This window comes from Pontimicrobium aquaticum (assembly GCF_005047595.1).
GTDB lineage: Bacteria > Bacteroidota > Bacteroidia > Flavobacteriales > Flavobacteriaceae > Pontimicrobium > Pontimicrobium aquaticum.
The window spans coordinates 340336-356300 of record NZ_SUPL01000001.1; the positions used below are offsets into that span (position 1 = coordinate 340336).

Annotated in this window: 14 protein-coding genes; 6 read left to right on the forward strand and 8 right to left on the reverse strand. The window is 33.6% G+C overall.

What is annotated here, in order from left to right:
- Positions 1-32: 32 nt before the first annotated feature.
- Positions 33-1013 carry a LuxE/PaaK family acyltransferase gene (locus E5167_RS01545; protein WP_136840329.1) on the forward strand — a complete coding sequence of 327 codons (981 nt, stop codon included), beginning with the start codon at positions 33-35 and terminating at the stop codon, positions 1011-1013.
- A gap of 154 nt (positions 1014-1167) precedes the next feature.
- Here E5167_RS01545 and tyrS read toward each other — a convergent pair whose 3' ends face one another.
- Positions 1168-2463, reverse strand: coding sequence for a tyrosine--tRNA ligase (gene tyrS / locus E5167_RS01550; RefSeq protein WP_136840331.1), 1296 nt, complete (start codon positions 2461-2463; stop codon positions 1168-1170).
- A gap of 72 nt (positions 2464-2535) precedes the next feature.
- Between tyrS and E5167_RS01555 the strand changes: the two genes are divergently transcribed.
- Positions 2536-3546, forward strand: coding sequence for an NAD-dependent epimerase/dehydratase family protein (locus tag E5167_RS01555; protein WP_136840333.1), 1011 nt, complete (start codon positions 2536-2538; stop codon positions 3544-3546).
- On the opposite strand, the gene E5167_RS01560 is transcribed toward E5167_RS01555, so the two are convergent.
- Genes E5167_RS01560 through E5167_RS01570 form a run of 3 tightly spaced genes read right to left on the reverse strand, consistent with a single transcriptional unit; the run spans position 3494 to position 6034 of the window.
- Positions 3494-3967, reverse strand: coding sequence for a DUF4296 domain-containing protein (locus tag E5167_RS01560; RefSeq protein ID WP_136840335.1), 474 nt, complete (start codon positions 3965-3967; stop codon positions 3494-3496). The two genes, E5167_RS01555 and E5167_RS01560, sit on opposite strands and share 53 nt — an antisense overlap.
- Positions 3967-5307 carry a dihydroorotase gene (locus E5167_RS01565; RefSeq protein WP_136840337.1) on the reverse strand — a complete coding sequence of 447 codons (1341 nt, stop codon included), beginning with the start codon at positions 5305-5307 and terminating at the stop codon, positions 3967-3969. The genes E5167_RS01560 and E5167_RS01565 overlap by 1 nt, the downstream gene beginning before the upstream one ends.
- Before the next feature lies 1 nt (position 5308).
- The gene (locus E5167_RS01570; protein ID WP_136840339.1) at positions 5309-6034 is read right to left on the reverse strand and encodes a polyprenol monophosphomannose synthase; all 726 of its coding nucleotides are present in this window, start codon (positions 6032-6034) and stop codon (positions 5309-5311) included.
- 76 nt (positions 6035-6110) lie between these two features.
- Between E5167_RS01570 and E5167_RS01575 the strand changes: the two genes are divergently transcribed.
- Together E5167_RS01575 and E5167_RS01580 are read left to right on the forward strand one after the other, a co-directional pair.
- Positions 6111-6758, forward strand: coding sequence for a DUF4271 domain-containing protein (locus tag E5167_RS01575; protein ID WP_136840341.1), 648 nt, complete (start codon positions 6111-6113; stop codon positions 6756-6758).
- Positions 6759-6783: 25 nt separating this feature from the next.
- Positions 6784-7530: a uroporphyrinogen-III synthase gene (locus E5167_RS01580; protein ID WP_136840343.1), complete on the forward strand. Its 747-nt coding sequence runs from the start codon at positions 6784-6786 to the stop codon at positions 7528-7530.
- A gap of 78 nt (positions 7531-7608) precedes the next feature.
- Here E5167_RS01580 and pckA read toward each other — a convergent pair whose 3' ends face one another.
- Together pckA and E5167_RS01590 are read right to left on the reverse strand one after the other, a co-directional pair.
- Positions 7609-9219 (reverse strand): phosphoenolpyruvate carboxykinase (ATP), encoded by a 1611-nt coding sequence (gene pckA / locus E5167_RS01585; protein ID WP_136840345.1) that lies wholly within the window; start codon positions 9217-9219, stop codon positions 7609-7611.
- A 66-nt stretch (positions 9220-9285) separates the two neighbouring features.
- Positions 9286-9675, reverse strand: a complete 390-nt coding sequence (locus tag E5167_RS01590) for a DUF423 domain-containing protein (protein ID WP_136840347.1) — start codon at positions 9673-9675, stop codon at positions 9286-9288.
- Between the two features lie 88 nt (positions 9676-9763).
- Here E5167_RS01590 and E5167_RS01595 point away from each other — a divergent pair, with 88 nt between their 5' ends.
- The gene (locus tag E5167_RS01595; RefSeq protein WP_136840349.1) at positions 9764-11128 is read left to right on the forward strand and encodes a saccharopine dehydrogenase family protein; all 1365 of its coding nucleotides are present in this window, start codon (positions 9764-9766) and stop codon (positions 11126-11128) included.
- Between the two features lie 59 nt (positions 11129-11187).
- Entirely contained in the window at positions 11188-11658 is a 471-nt protein-coding gene (locus tag E5167_RS01600) for an Lrp/AsnC ligand binding domain-containing protein (protein WP_136840351.1), read from the forward strand.
- Positions 11659-11823: 165 nt separating this feature from the next.
- Here E5167_RS01600 and E5167_RS01605 read toward each other — a convergent pair whose 3' ends face one another.
- Both E5167_RS01605 and E5167_RS01610 read right to left on the reverse strand, forming a co-directional pair.
- Entirely contained in the window at positions 11824-12519 is a 696-nt protein-coding gene (locus E5167_RS01605; protein ID WP_136840353.1) for a zinc metallopeptidase, read from the reverse strand.
- Between the two features lie 251 nt (positions 12520-12770).
- A complete protein-coding gene (locus E5167_RS01610; protein WP_136840355.1) occupies positions 12771-15860 on the reverse strand; it encodes a leucine--tRNA ligase in 3090 nt (1029 codons plus the stop codon).
- Positions 15861-15965 lie beyond the last annotated feature (105 nt).

Here is a 15965-nt window from a genome sequence, read left to right on the forward strand (position 1 = left end):
TCTGTCTGGACACTCGAACTGACAAAGGTTATATGACTAGCAAAAATGATATATTTAGCATAAACTCTCAAAATCAATTTGAGCAATTGGCTTTAGCTATTTTTAAGCATCAATTTGAAAACAATACCGTATATCGTTCTTTCTGTGACTTGTTGTACAAGCATCCTAGCGATATATATTGTGTTAATGACATTCCATTTTTACCCATTCAGTTTTTTAAGTCTCATAAAGTGGTTAGCTCTCAAGCAAAAGCTAAAGAAATCTTTACAAGTAGTGGTACCACAGGGCAAACAACTAGTAAGCATTTTGTGACTGATATTACACTATACCAAGAAAGCTTTAGAAAAGGATTTAAGCATTTTTATGGTAATATTGAAGATTACGTCGTGTTAGCCTTATTGCCATCTTATTTAGAGCGTGATGGCTCGTCATTAATCTACATGGTTAATAATATGGTTACGCACTCTAAACAGCCTGAAAGCGGATTTTATTTAAATGATTTAAAAGCTTTAAAAAACACGTTACTTGACTTAGAATCTAGAAATAAAAAAACGCTATTGATTGGTGTATCGTTTGCCTTGTTAGATTTTGTAGAAAAACACCAACTTAAGTTAAATAATACTATTATTATGGAAACTGGTGGTATGAAAGGTAAACGCAAAGAGCTTATTAGAACCGAGCTTCACGATATTTTAAAACAAGGTTTTGGCGTAAACACCATACACAGCGAATATGGCATGACTGAATTACTAAGTCAAGCCTATTCTAAAGGTGATAGTCTTTTTAAAACACCTCCTTGGATGCGTATATTAACTCGCGATACTGAAGACGCTTTAACCATTCAAGACTATGGTAAAACTGGAGGCATTAATATTATAGATTTGGCCAATATAAATTCATGTGCTTTTATTGCCACTCAAGATTTAGGAAAGGTATATGAAGATGGTAGTTTTGAGGTTTTAGGGCGTTTTGACAACTCCGATATTCGAGGCTGTAACCTCATGGTTATTTAAAAATTAGATTATTTTTTTATTATGTAAGCATATCTATAGACTTGCGACTTAAAGGACATAGTAAATAGATTTGCTATGAAAAAGTAAAATTAGGTTGGTTAGTTTTTTTGAAGTCTGGTTGTAATAGTCTTATTTACAACCAGACTTCTTCTTTTTATATCGCTTTTAGAATATAGGTATTACGCTTTCCTTTGTTTAAAATGACGTACGTATCGTTTATTAAATCGGCTGTTGTAATTTTATAATCTTCTTTTACTTTTTCTTTATTAACAGACACCGAATTTTCTTTTAAAGCGCGTCTTGCTTCTCCGTTTGATACTAAAAAGTTGGTTTTAGCTGCCAAAGCAGCAATCATGTCTAATCCTTCTGTTAAGTCTGCCTTAGACAATTCGGCTTGTGGCACGCCTTCAAACACATCTAAAAAGGTGGCTTCGTCTAAAGTTTTTATATCTTCTTTAAAGCTCTTACTAAATAAAATGTTCGATGCTTTTTCGGCATTTTCAAAATCTTCAACAGAGTGTACCATAGAGGTAATTTCTTTAGCTAAACGCTTTTGTAAAATTCTTAAATGTGGTGCTTCCTGATGTTCCTTTATTAGGGATTCCACGTCATCTTTCGTTAAAAAGGTGAATATCTTTATGTACTTAACAGCATCTTCGTCGCTAGAGTTTAGCCAATATTGGTAAAACTTATAAGGCGATGTACGTTTGGCATCTAACCACACATTTCCACCTTCAGATTTACCAAATTTAGACCCATCCGATTTTGTAATTAAAGGACACGTAATAGCATAACCTTTACCGTTTCCTATACGTCTAATAAGTTCGGTTCCTGTGGTGATATTTCCCCATTGGTCACTGCCTCCCATTTGAATCGTACATTGATTATCTCTGTATAAATGAAGAAAATCGTAACCCTGAACCAGTTGATAAGTAAACTCGGTAAAACTCATCCCTTCGGAAGCTTCAGAAGAAATCCTGTTTTTTACAGAATCTTTACTCATCATATAATTTACCGTAATATGCTTACCAACATCGCGAATAAACTCTAAAAATGAGAATTCTTTCATCCAGTCGTAATTATTCACTAACACCGCAGCGTTAGCTTCATTACTTTCAAAATCAAGAAAGTGAGCTAATTGGTTTTTAATAGCTTCTTGATTATGGCGTAAGGTTTTTTCATCTAACAAATTACGTTCACTAGATTTTCCGGATGGATCTCCAATCATTCCTGTAGCACCACCAACTAAAGCCACTGGTTTGTGTCCACAGCGTTGGTAATGTGCCAATAACATAATTGGCACTAAATTCCCAATGTGCAAAGAATCGGCAGTTGGATCAAATCCAACATAAGCACTACGCATGCTTTCTTTTAAATGTTCTTCTACTCCAGGCATGGTGTCGTGTACCATCCCTCTCCATGTTAATTCTTCAATGAAATTCTTTGCCATTTGATTTAAAAATTTGAACAAAGATAATTTTTTACCTAATGATGAGAAAAGAAAAAACACTAATTTAGTTGTATGATATTAGTTACAGGAGGAACAGGTTTAGTTGGCAGTCATTTACTCTATCAATTAGTTGTAAGCGGAAAAGCTGTTAGAGCAATTTATAGAACTAAAAAAAAGATTAAAGCAGTAAAAAAAGTGTTTTCTTATTATAGTGAAGATTATGAAAACTTGTTTGCTAAAATTGAATGGTTTGAAGCTACTTTAAATAATATACCTCAAATAAATGAAGCTTTTAAAGATATTACTTATGTGTATCATTGTGCAGCATTTATCTCGTTTGACCCTAAAGATTACCATACTTTAAGACGCGTTAATATTGAAGGCACTGCAAACATAGTAAACCTTAGTGTTTCGCAAAATGTGAAAAAACTCTGCTATGTAAGTTCTATAGCTACTATTGGTAAAAAAGAAAACAACCTATTAATTACTGAAGAAACACATTGGAACCCTGAAGCTGAACAAAGTGTTTATTCCATTACTAAATATGGTGCCGAAATGGAAGTTTGGAGAGGCACTCAAGAAGGTCTAGATGCAGTAATTGTTAATCCAGGTGTTATTATTGGCTCTGGATTTTGGAGAGGTGGTGGCAGTGGTAGCTTAATAAAACTGGTCTATAAAGGTTTTATTAGGCTCACTGAAGGCGTGGTTGGCTATGTTAGTGTGAAAGATGTAGCTAATACCATGATTAAGTTAATGGAAAGCAACATCATAAACGAGCGTTATATTTTGGTATCTGACAACCTATCTTATACAGATTTTTTTACTAAAACAGCTAATTATTTAAATGTTAAAGCTCCACAAAAAAAGGCCTCTAAGTTTTTATTAAGTATAGCTTGGAGATTGGATTGGTTACGAAGTAAGTTATTTAATAAAAAACGTAGGTTGGTTAAACAAACTACAAAAACCATTACCACAAAATCGTATTACAGTAACAACAAAATAAAAAATGCTATTGATTATAACTTTGCACCTATTGACGAATATCTACCTGAGACGTGTCAATTTTTTTTGAAGGAATTATAGTTTCAACTTCAGGCGCTCGGGTTGATTTTTCTTGATCGCGTCGTTTTTTTCGTTCTTCAGCTTCTATATTTTTAATGGAGTCTAAAACTTTCTTTTCTTCAGTCAGTCTATTTTTTACTTGGTTAAAAATCTCCTCGTAAGTTTCTAGTTTATAAGCATAATACTCGTTACTTAAAGCAAATTGCACACTATCTATTCCATATTTTTCGTACACAAAATCTTCCGGAAAAACACCATTTTCTTCAAGTAATTTTTTATTAACTCCTTTTGACGCAGTTAAAATTGACATATCGTACAATATGTTAACCATGTCTTGTTTTTTAATCAGGTTCTTTGGTTTTTTAGGTCTTTCAATATTGTTAGAATTACACCCAACAAAAATTAAAACACACAGTATTGCAACTATTTTAAGATACTTCATTATCTATTAAACGTTAATCGTTTTGCGGCTTTTACTTCATGAAATTTTGAGTTTTCATAAACTAAATTTCCATTTACCAATGTATGTGTTACCTTCGATTTAAACCTTGTGCCCTCAAAAGGCGACCACTTACATTTATATAGCACGTTGTCTTTGTTAACTGTCCAAGGATCGTTATCGTCAACAATTACCAAATCTGCAAAATAGCCTTCTTTAATATAGCCTCTTTTTTCTACTTGAAACAATATCGCAGGGTTATGACACATTTTTTCTACTAATTTTTCTACTGAAATTTTCCCTTGGTGATGCGCTTCGAACATTGCTACAAGTGCATGTTGCACTAATGGACCTCCAGAAGGTGCTTTAGTATAAACGTTATTTTTTTCTTCTAAAGTATGTGGCGCATGGTCGGTTGCAATCACATCTATTCTATCATCAAGTAAGGCGTCCCATAACTGCGCTCTATCATTTACAGTTTTTACCGCTGGATTCCACTTTATTAAGGTTCCCTTTTCTTCATAATCCTTATCAGAAAACCAAAGGTGATGTACGCATACCTCAGCTGTAATTTTTTTATCCTTTAGCGGAATTTTATTTGTAAATAAGTTGGTTTCTTTCCCTGTTGATAGATGAAAAACATGTAATCTTGCACCTGTTTTTTTAGCAAGCTCAATAGCTTTAGACGATGATAAATAACAAGCTTCTTCACTTCTAATAATTGGGTGGTATTTTATTGGAATATCCTCACCGTATTTTTCAATATAATTTGCTGTGTTTTTTCTAATGGTTGCTTCGTCTTCGCAGTGTACACTAATTAATAAATTGGTGTTTGAAAAAATGTTCTCCAACACTTCAGGGTTATCAACTAGCATATTTCCTGTTGATGAACCTAAAAATAATTTTAAACCTGCAACATTTTTATCATCAACCTTTAAAATTTCATCTAAATTATCATTAGTGCCTCCAAACATAAACGAATAATTTACAAAAGATGTTTTTGAAGCTATTTCAAATTTATCTTCTAATTTTTCTATAGTTGTAGTCTGCGGATTTGTGTTTGGCATTTCAATAAACGAGGTAATGCCTCCTGCTGCCGCAGCTCTAGATTCGGTTGCAATAGTTGCTTTATGAGTTAATCCTGGCTCTCTAAAATGTACTTGATCATCAATAACTCCAGGCATTACATACTTGTTCTCGGCATCAATAATTTGTGCCTCAGGAGCGTTAATAGTGCTGCTTATTTCTCTAATAAATTCGCCTTCAATTAAAATATCGCCTTTAGTAATACTTCCTTCATTTACTATTCTAGCATTCTTAATAAGTACTTTTTTATTACTCATGTTATCTTTTTCTAAATAAACTTTTTAATTTCATTGAAATCACTCCAAATATTGCTTCAGAAATTATGCCACCACTCAATTTAGATTCGCCTTTTGTTCTATCGGTAAAAATTACCGGAACTTCAGTTATTTTAAATTTTTGTAAGTAGGTTTTGAATTTCATTTCTATTTGAAATGCATAGCCTACAAATTTTATCTTATCTAAATTAATACTTTCTAGAACTTTTCGTTTGTAGCATACAAATCCAGCTGTGGTGTCGTGAATTTTCATTCCAGTAATTATCCTAACATACTTAGACGCTAGGTAAGATAGTAATACCCTAGACATTGGCCAATTAACTACATTAACGCCTTTTACATAACGTGAACCAATAGACATATCTGCACCATCTACATGACAGGCATTGTACAACCTAGATAAATCGTTGGGGTTATGCGAAAAATCGGCATCCATTTCAAAAATATAATCATACCCTTTATCTAAACACCATTTAAATCCGTGAATATAAGCTGTACCCAAACCCGACTTTTCCTTACGAACTTCTAAAAACAATTTATCTTTAAACTCGTTTTGTAATTCTTTTACCTTTAATGCGGTTAAATCTGGTGAATTATCGTCAACCACTAAAATATGAAATTGCTTTTCTAAAGAAAATGTCGCTCTAATAATGGCTTCAATATTCTCAATTTCGTTAAAAGTTGGTATAATAACAATTGTGTCTTGCATTAAAAAAGTAATTTTAGCAAAAGTAAGTTTTTTAATGCATTAATTTTATAGAAATATTCTTCATAATTTAGCAATTATGTTACGCGAAATAATCTCAAACGAGTGGTACACAATTCTTTTTGTTTTATGCCTATCAATTTTGGCATTTGCAAAATATGCCTTTACTATTAGGTTTAATGACTTTTTATTACTTGTTGGCAACTCTAAATATTTAAAAATTTATGCTAGAGAGCAAAAGTTTATTGACCAATTTGATGCTTTGCTTTTTATAAATTTCGTCATTTCAATATCATTATTTTCTTTCTTAGGATACACCACTTTTATAGACAATATTGAATTTAATATAGCTTTATTTTTTAAGATTTTATTTGGTGTTGGAGCCATTATACTTATTAAGGTCTTAATTGAACGACTTATTGGAAGCCTTTTTGAAATAGATACGCTTATAGATTCTTATCTTTTTCAAAAAACTAATTATAAAAATTTTATTGGATTACTGTTATTTCCATTAAATATATTATTAGTTTTTACTGTAACCTTAAACCATACTGTTTTTTATATAGCTATCGGGTTATTGTTTCTAATAAACTTCATTGGCTTTATTACATCTATTAAAACGCATCAAAAAACAATAATAAATAACATTTTCTATTTTATTTTGTATCTTTGCGCACTTGAAATTGCACCTTATGTGATTTTATATAAACTGTTATTAAATAGTTAATTAAGAGTAAAAGCTAAGTCAACCTATGAAAGTGAAAACAATTTTGGTTTCCCAACCAGAGCCTAAAGTAGAAAATTCTCCTTATTTTGATTTACAAGAAAAGCAACGAGTTAAAATTGATTTCAGACCTTTTATACATGTTGAAGGCGTTTCTGCAAAAGAAATAAGATTACAGAAAGTTGATCTTAGTAATTATACTGCTATTATTTTAACAAGTAGAAATGCTGTAGATCACTTTTTTAGAGTTGCCGATGAGATGCGCTTTAAAGTACCTGATACCATGAAGTATTTTTGCCAATCAGAGGCTGTTGCCTACTATTTGCAAAAGTACGTTGTCTATAGAAAACGAAAGATTTATGTTGGAAAACGAAATTTCTCAGACTTATCACCTCTAATTAAAAAATACAAAGACGAAAAATTCTTACTTCCAACAACTGATAAGCTTAAACCTCAGGTTCCTGAAACATTAAACGATTTGGGTGTTAATTGGAAACAAGCTACTTTTTACAAAACTGTAATTAGTGATTTATCTGATTTAGAAAACGTATTTTACGATGTATTAGTATTTTTTAGTCCATCTGGTATAGAGTCGTTATTTCACAACTTTCCTAATTTTAAACAAAATAATACACGAATTGCTGTTTTTGGCAATACAACCATTAAAGCAGTTGAAGATAAAGGGTTACGAGTTGATATAGCTGCGCCTACTCCTGAAACGCCATCAATGACAATGGCTTTAGAAAAATACATACAAACTGTTAACAAAAAATAAGTTACCTGTTTTTAAATAACATAAAAAAGCGTGATTCTTCCGAATCACGCTTTTTTATTATTTGGACTACAAAATGTTCTATCTCACTTTTGGAGCTCCAGCCATAATGTCGTCATTAGCATAATCTTCAAACTTTTTAAAGTTTTCTTTAAAAGAGTTTGCTAGTTTATCTGCCATGTTATAATAACCTTCATCATTATTCCACATAGTTCTCGGACTTAAAACCTCATCTGGCACATTAGGACATGTTCTTGGTTGTTGAACACCAAAAACAGAATGAACATGATAATTTTCTTTATTAGCAGCTTCTAATTCTCCATTCATTGCTGCTGTAATCATAGCTCTTGTGTATTTGAGTTTCATTCTCGTACCAACACCATAAGGACCTCCTGTCCAACCTGTATTAACTAGCCATACATTTACACCAGCTTCCTGCATTTTTTTACTGAGCATTTCGGCGTATTTTGTTGGATGTAGTGGCATAAATGGTGCTCCAAAACAAGCTGAAAAACTTGGTAAAGGTTCATCTATACCTGCTTCAGTTCCTGCTACTTTTGCAGTATATCCAGAAATAAAATGATACGCTGCTTGACCTGGTGTTAGTTTTGAAATTGGAGGTAAAACTCCAAAAGCATCTGCGGTTAAAAAGAATATATTTTTTGGGTTCTTACCAATTGATGGTTTTTGAATATTATCAATGTGGTAAATTGGATAGCTAACTCTTGTATTTTGAGTGATAGTGGTGTTCTCGAAATCTACCACACCATTTTCATCCATGATCACGTTTTCAAGAATTGCTCCTCTTTTAATAGCACGATAAATGTCTGGTTCCTTTTCTTCTGTTAAATCAATAACTTTTGCGTAGCAGCCTCCTTCAAAGTTAAACACTGTATTTTCGTTGGTCCAACCATGTTCGTCATCGCCTATTAATTTTCTTTCAGGGTCAGCAGATAGGGTTGTTTTTCCAGTTCCAGATAACCCGAAGAAAATAGCAGTATCACCATCTTTACCAACATTTGCACTACAGTGCATTGGCAATGTGTTTTTAAATACTGGTAATACAAAGTTTAGAGCAGAAAAAATGCCTTTTTTAATTTCACCTGTATAACCTGTTCCACCTATAATTGCTGTTTTTCTAGTAAAGTCTAAAATTGCAAAATTATGTTGACGTGTTCCATCTATTTCAGGATCAGCCATAAAACCTGGTGCGTTTATGACAGTCCATTCAGGTTCAAAAGATTTTAATTGTTTTTCAGTAGGGCGTAAAAACATGTTATAAGCAAACATATTGCTCCAAGGGTATTCATTTATGACACGAATATTTGTATAGTAATTTTCATCAGCACATGCGTAGCAGTCTCTAACAAAAACTTCTTTTTCTGATAAATAATTAGTTACTTTATCATACAATTTTTGAAATGCATCACTTTCAAACGGAATATTAATGCTTCCCCACCAAACTCTATCTTTAGTAATATCATCTTTTACTATAAAACGATCTTTTGGAGAACGTCCTGTAAATTCACCAGTATTTATAGCTAAAGCTCCCGATGATGCCTCAACGCCTAAGCCTTTTGCTATTGTGATGTCATGAAGTTGATCTGGTGTTAGTTGGTAATTTACTTTTGCATTTTTGATCCCGTATGTTTCTAACGAAATCGTTTTCGAAGTATGGGTGTTTTCCACCATAATTTTGTGTGTTGTTTAGAGTACAAAAATATAAATTTTTATAAAATCACGTTTTAAAACTCGATATTATTCTTCTTTAAATTTTATAAAACTAATAAGCATAACTATCCAAGATAGAATTAATAATAAACCACCTATGGGAGTTATAAAAGCTATCGATTTAAAATTAAATGATGTAAGTGTGTTTGTCGCTAGACCATAAATAGAGCCAGAAAACAGTAGTACACCTAAAACAACCAAATAAAGTATTCTTTTTTTTACAATTGCATTTAAATAAGTGGCGTTTGCTATAAATAAAAGTAATAAGGCATGATACATTTGGTATCTTACCCCAGTTTGAAACGTATCTATTTCTTCAACCGAGAGTTTTTTTTCCAGTCCGTGTGCAGCGAAAGCGCCTAATATTACTGCTAACACACCTAAAATACTTGCTGAAATTACTATTTTTTTGTTCATATTATTTATAAATTTTAAGTTTTAAAAACAATTTCATTTACTACATTCGTGAAACATTTAATTACAAAATTACTCATCTAATTTCATTATGCGAAACATATTAGTTATAGGTTCTGGCAAATCAACATCTTACTTAATAAAATACTTTCTAGAAAAATCAGAATCAGAAAATCTGCATATTACTATTGGCGATATAAATATTGAAAACGCTAAAAAACTAATTAATAATCACCCAAATGCAAATGCCATAACCTTAGATGTTTTTGATAAAGGTTCTCGAAAAAAAGCGATTGAAAATGCCGATATTGTTGTATCAATGCTTCCAGCACGTTTTCATATTGAAGTTGCAAAAGATTGTATTACTTACGGAACAAATATGGTAACTGCTTCCTATGTAAGTCCCGAAATGCAAGCCTTAGATTCGGCTGCTAAATCTAAAGACCTTGTTTTTATGAATGAAATTGGTGTAGATCCTGGAATAGATCATATGAGTGCTATGCAAGTGATTGATAAAATTCGTGATAAAGGCGGTGAAATTATACTATTTGAATCGTTTACTGGTGGACTTGTAGCACCTGAAAGCGATAACAACCTATGGAATTATAAGTTTACATGGAACCCAAGAAATGTTGTGGTTGCTGGTCAAGGTGGTGCTGCTAAATTTTTACAAGAAGGCACTTATAAATACATTCCGTACCACCGATTATTTAGACGCACAGAGTTTTTAGATGTTGATGGCTATGGCCGTTTTGAGGCTTATGCTAATCGCGACTCCTTAAAATACCAAAGTGCTTATGGACTAAACAATGCTAAAACGTTATATCGTGGCACTATGAGACGCGTTGGGTTTAGTCGTGCGTGGCAAATGTTTGTATTACTTGGAATGACTGACGACAGCTATACTATTGATGATAGCGAAAACATGAGCTACCGTGATTTTATAAACGCTTTTTTACCGTACAGTCCAACCGACTCAGTAGAACTAAAATTTAGACATCAACTAAAAATAGATCAAGATGATATTGTTTGGGAAAAGTTAGAAGAATTAGATGTTTTTAACTCTAAAAAAATGGTGGGTCTTAAAAAAGCAACGCCTGCCCAAATATTGCAAAAAATACTTATGGATAGCTGGACACTTGATAAAGAGGATAAAGACATGATAGTTATGTACCATAAATTTGGATATGAATTAAAAGGAAAGAAATACCAAATAGATTCAACCATGGTATCTATAGGAGAGGATCAGACCTATACAGCCATGGCAAAAACCGTTGGTTTACCAGTAGCCATTGCAACGCTTGCTATTTTGAACGGAAAAATAACCACCCCTGGTGTTCAAATTCCTATTTCGAAAGAAGTATATGAACCTATTTTAAAAGAATTAGAAACTTTTAATATTGCTTTTACCGAAAAAGAAGTGCCTTATTTAGGATACAATCCATTAACAACTTAATCTTTCATTCTAATATACTTTTAGTACTTTTATGTTTAATTATGAAAGTATAGTAACAAATGAAGTTTGTAAATCAAAACCTATATATAGATGGTATCGATAAAAAGATACTTCGTGCGTTAATGAATGATGCACGAACTCCTGTTTTAGAAATTGCACGTCAGGTTGGTATTTCTGGTGCAGCCATTCACCAACGATTACGAAAATTGGAAAAATCTGGTTTGTTAGCAGGTTCAAAATTTATAATTAACCCAAAAGTATTAGGTTATACTACTATGGCTTTTGTTGGTGTATTTTTAGACAAAGCAATGAATAATCCTGATGCTGTAAGACAACTTAAAAAGATTCCTGAAGTATTAGAATGTCACTATACCACAGGAAACTGGAGTATTTTCGTTAAAATATTATGCAAGGATAATGCACACCTTATGCATGTATTGAATACAGACATACAAACCATTTCTGGTGTTTCCAGAACTGAAACTTTCATTTCTCTAGACCAGCAAATTGACAGGCAAATCAATATATAACGTCACTTCGAGTAATTTTTTGTAATACAAAAAATTGTATCGAGAAGGGCTAACAGATAACCCGTTCTCGATACAAAATTGTTCCACAATTTCACTCGAACTAACTAGGGTCAAAAAAAGCCAGATAAAAATATCTGGCTTTAGTTATATTATTTGAATCTTAGGTTAATCTCTTCCTCCAAACACTTGAAGTGCCCAGTACAACAATGATGCTAAGGCACCAATAGCTGCAACTAAATACGTTCTAGCAGCCCACTTTAAAGCATCTTGTGCTGCATCATGTTCTTCTCTGGATACCATATGTTTATTCTCTAACCAAACTAAAGCCCTGTTACTTGCATCATACTCCACAGGAAGCGTAATAAAACTGAATAACGTTGCAAAACCCATAAATACTAAACCAGCAACTGCAACCCACCATCCTAGACCTAATCCTGTAGCGCCTCCTAAAACAAGACCACCAATAACTAGCCATTGTGACATTCCTGAAGTAATACTCACAATTGGCACTAAAGCCGAACGCATACCTAAAGCACTATACGCTTGTGCGTGTTGTACAGCGTGTCCACACTCGTGTGCTGCAACCGCTGCCGCTGCTGCATTTCGTTGATTATAAACCGATTCACTTAAGTTTACCGTTTTATTTTTTGGGTTATAATGGTCTGTTAGCTGTCCTGGAGTAGAAATCACTTCAACATCATAAATACCATTATCTGCCAGCATTTTTTCGGCAATTTCCTTACCACTCATACCATTACGTAATTGTACTCTTGAGTACTTGGCAAATTTTTGTTTTAATTGATTACTCACTAACCAACTTACTAAAGCAATCGCTCCAATTAATATATAATATCCTATCATTTTTTTATTTTTAGCATTGTAAATTTAGACAAAGTATAGCAAAAAATAAGCCAAATTTTCGTTAAGAAATTTTGTCAGTATTATTTTAAATTCCTTCCCTAAAAAGGAAAGGTGTCACGTAGTGACGGAAGGGTTATTTAACCACCTCGCCTTTCAGGTATTATAAAAACTGAAGGCACTCCTCCTTAAAAAGAAGGAGAGCGAATTCCTATTTAAAATATTACCACGTCACTTCATTCCTCGTAATGACGTTACCCAACAATATTCACAATTTTACCTGGAACTACAATCACTTTTTTAGGTTCACGACCTTGTAATTGTTCCTTTGTTTTATCGTTTGCCAACACAGCCGCTTCAATCTCTTCTTTGCTTAAATCTAATGACAACTCCATCGTAAAACGCATTTTACCATTAAACGAAATTGGATAATTCTTCGTGCTTTCTACCAAATGGCTTTCATCAAATTTTGGAAAATCGGCAGTTGAAATTGATATATTATGACCTAATTTGCTCCACAACTCTTCTGCAATATGTGGTGCATACGGCGACATTAACACCAATAATGGCTCTAAAACATCTCTACTTGTACACTTTTGGGCTGTTAACTCATTAACCGCAATCATAAAGGTTGAAACAGACGTATTGAATGAAAAGTTCTCGATATCTTCTTCTACTTTCTTTATGGTTTTATGCAGTGTTTTTAAAGCGTCTTTTGTTGGTGCAGCATCAGTAACTTTTAAGCCATTATCGTCGTTATACAATTTCCATAATTTTTTTAGAAAACTATGCACGCCTGTAATACCAGCTGTATTCCAAGGTTTGTATTGCTCTAATGGTCCCAAAAACATTTCATACAACCTTAAACTGTCTGCGCCATACTGTTCGCAAATGTTATCTGGATTAACGACGTTGTATTTAGATTTGGACATTTTTTCGACGTCTCGTTTTACTTTAAAAGTTCCGTCTTCTTCACAAATAAACTCGGCATCCTTAAATTCAGGTCGCCAATTTTTAAATGCTTCAATATCTAATTCATCAGAGGAATTCACAAAAGATACATCTGCGTGAATTGGAGCAATACTAAAGTCATTCAAATCAAATTTAGAATTAGAAATATTGATTTCTAATAACTTTTTAATATCTGCCTTTTCTTTTATCAACTCATTAGAAATAAAAATGATAGGAATATCAGAATGTTTTACGCCTAGTTCTTTATTCTTTTTGCGACTTTGCAAATCATTTTTTAAATTCAAATTAACCCTATAAACAAAAGCACTCGTCCCTAATATCATCCCTTGGTTAATCAGCTTTTTAGCAAACTCATCATAAGGCACTAACCCTAAGTCAAACATGAATTTTTGCCAGAAACGCGAGTACAATAAATGTCCTGTAGCGTGCTCGCTTCCACCAATGTACAAATCTACTTGCTCCCAATAATTAATCGCGTCTTGAGAAAAAATCTCCTCGTCATTATGAGGGTCCATATAACGATTAAAATACTGTGAGCTTCCTGCCCAACCAGGCATGGTGTTAAGTTCGAGAGGATAAATGCCGTTATCGGACACTGAGGTTCTCGAAGTGTCCGATGAGTCGGTGGCTTCGAGTGCCTCAGCCACCAAATCATTTGAAACAACTTTATTTGTTTTTGTACACCAAGCCCAAACCGTAGCGTTTCCTAATGGTGGCTCGCCAGTTTCGGTTGGCAAATACTTTTCTACTTCAGGTAAGGTGATTGGTAAATGCTTAGCATCAATCATTTGAGGCATTCCATTTACGTAATACACAGGGAAAGGTTCGCCCCAATAACGCTGACGAGAAAACACAGCGTCACGTAATCTATAATTGGTTTTTCCTTGTCCTTGACCCAGTTTTTCTAATTCGTAAATGGCTGTTTTTACCGCTTTCTTATACGTCAGTCCATTTAAAAAATCACTATTAGTAATAATGGTATTGTCTTTATCTGCAAAGGCTTCTTCCGAAATATCAACCCCTTCAAAAATATTTGGAATTGGAATATTAAAATGTTTAGCAAAGTCGTAATCACGTTGGTCACCACAAGGCACCGACATGACTGCTCCAGTTCCGTAACCAGCTAATACGTAATCACCAATCCAAATCGGGATTGGTTCTTTGGTGAATGGATGTTCTGCGTAAGCACCTGTAAACGCACCTGTAATGGTTTTTACATCTGCCATTCTATCGCGTTCACTGCGTTTTGCAGTGGCTTCAATATAGGCGTCCACCTCAGCTTTTTGTTCAGGTGTTGTGATTTTTGACACTAGCTCGTGTTCTGGAGCTAAGGTCATGAAAGACACTCCAAAAATAGTGTCAGGTCGTGTGGTGAAGACATCGATTTTATGAGACCCTATAGCTGCGTTCGACACAACAGATTGCTGAATTTCGGACACTGAGGTTCTCGAAGTCTCTGATTTGCTTTGTTGCGCTTCGAGAGCCTCAGCGCCCAAAACGTTAAACGTTACAGAAGCACCAACTGATTTTCCAATCCAGTTGCGTTGAATTTCTTTTAAAGGTTCTGGCCAATCAATGGTGTCTAATCCTTGAAGTAAACGCTCTGCATATGCTGAAATACGCATACTCCATTGAGTCATTTTTTTTCTAATAACAGGATGTCCACCACGTTCAGAAACACCATTGACAATTTCGTCATTGGCTAGCACTGTTCCTAAAGCAGGACACCAGTTTACTTCGGTTTCAGCTAAATAGGTTAATCTATATTTAAGTAATATTTCTTGTTGTTGTTCAGATGAAAAGTTGTTCCATGCTTCAGCAGTAAACACTTCAACATCATCATCACAAGCAGTATTAACACTTTTGTTTCCTTCAGCTTCAAAAATTTTAATTAATCCTGAAATGTTTTCAGCTTTATCTGCATTATTATTATACCATGAATTGAATAGCTGTATAAAAATCCACTGTGTCCATTTGTAATAACTAGGATCACTAGTTCTTACTTCACGAGACCAATCGAACGAAAAACCAATTTGGTCTAACTGACGACGATAAGTTTTAATGTTTTCTTCGGTTGTTATTGCTGGATGTTGCCCAGTTTGAATAGCATACTGTTCTGCAGGCAACCCGAAACTGTCATAGCCTTGAGGGTGTAATACGTTAAATCCTTTATGTCGTTTATAACGCGCATAAATATCACTAGCAATATACCCTAATGGATGCCCAACATGCAAGCCTGCTCCAGATGGATAAGGAAACATGTCTAACACATAATACTTAGGTTTTTCGCTATTATTTTCGGCTTTAAACGTCTGGTTTTCTGCCCAATATTTTTGCCATTTGGCTTCTATCTCGTTGAAATGGTATTTCATCGTATTGCTTTCCGTAATTAAAAGCGCAAATTTACGGTTTATAAACAAACTGTAAAACCTTTATAATATTTAGTGGTTATTATTTTGCAAGACGCTACATATTAT

Excerpts from the sequence above, each read along its gene's own strand:
- E5167_RS01545 (WP_136840329.1), top strand. The coding sequence starts at position 33 with ATGACTAGCAAAAATGATATATTTAGCATAAACTCTCAAAATCAATTT.
- tyrS (WP_136840331.1), bottom strand. The coding sequence starts at position 2,463 with ATGGCAAAGAATTTCATTGAAGAATTAACATGGAGAGGGATGGTACAC.
- E5167_RS01555 (WP_136840333.1), top strand. The coding sequence starts at position 2,536 with ATGATATTAGTTACAGGAGGAACAGGTTTAGTTGGCAGTCATTTACTC.
- E5167_RS01560 (WP_136840335.1), bottom strand. The coding sequence starts at position 3,967 with ATGAAGTATCTTAAAATAGTTGCAATACTGTGTGTTTTAATTTTTGTT.
- E5167_RS01565 (WP_136840337.1), bottom strand. The coding sequence starts at position 5,307 with ATGAGTAATAAAAAAGTACTTATTAAGAATGCTAGAATAGTAAATGAA.
- E5167_RS01570 (WP_136840339.1), bottom strand. The coding sequence starts at position 6,034 with ATGCAAGACACAATTGTTATTATACCAACTTTTAACGAAATTGAGAAT.
- E5167_RS01575 (WP_136840341.1), top strand. The coding sequence starts at position 6,111 with ATGTTACGCGAAATAATCTCAAACGAGTGGTACACAATTCTTTTTGTT.
- E5167_RS01580 (WP_136840343.1), top strand. The coding sequence starts at position 6,784 with ATGAAAGTGAAAACAATTTTGGTTTCCCAACCAGAGCCTAAAGTAGAA.
- pckA (WP_136840345.1), bottom strand. The coding sequence starts at position 9,219 with ATGGTGGAAAACACCCATACTTCGAAAACGATTTCGTTAGAAACATAC.
- E5167_RS01590 (WP_136840347.1), bottom strand. The coding sequence starts at position 9,675 with ATGAACAAAAAAATAGTAATTTCAGCAAGTATTTTAGGTGTGTTAGCA.
- E5167_RS01595 (WP_136840349.1), top strand. The coding sequence starts at position 9,764 with ATGCGAAACATATTAGTTATAGGTTCTGGCAAATCAACATCTTACTTA.
- E5167_RS01600 (WP_136840351.1), top strand. The coding sequence starts at position 11,188 with ATGAAGTTTGTAAATCAAAACCTATATATAGATGGTATCGATAAAAAG.
- E5167_RS01605 (WP_136840353.1), bottom strand. The coding sequence starts at position 12,519 with ATGATAGGATATTATATATTAATTGGAGCGATTGCTTTAGTAAGTTGG.
- E5167_RS01610 (WP_136840355.1), bottom strand. The coding sequence starts at position 15,860 with ATGAAATACCATTTCAACGAGATAGAAGCCAAATGGCAAAAATATTGG.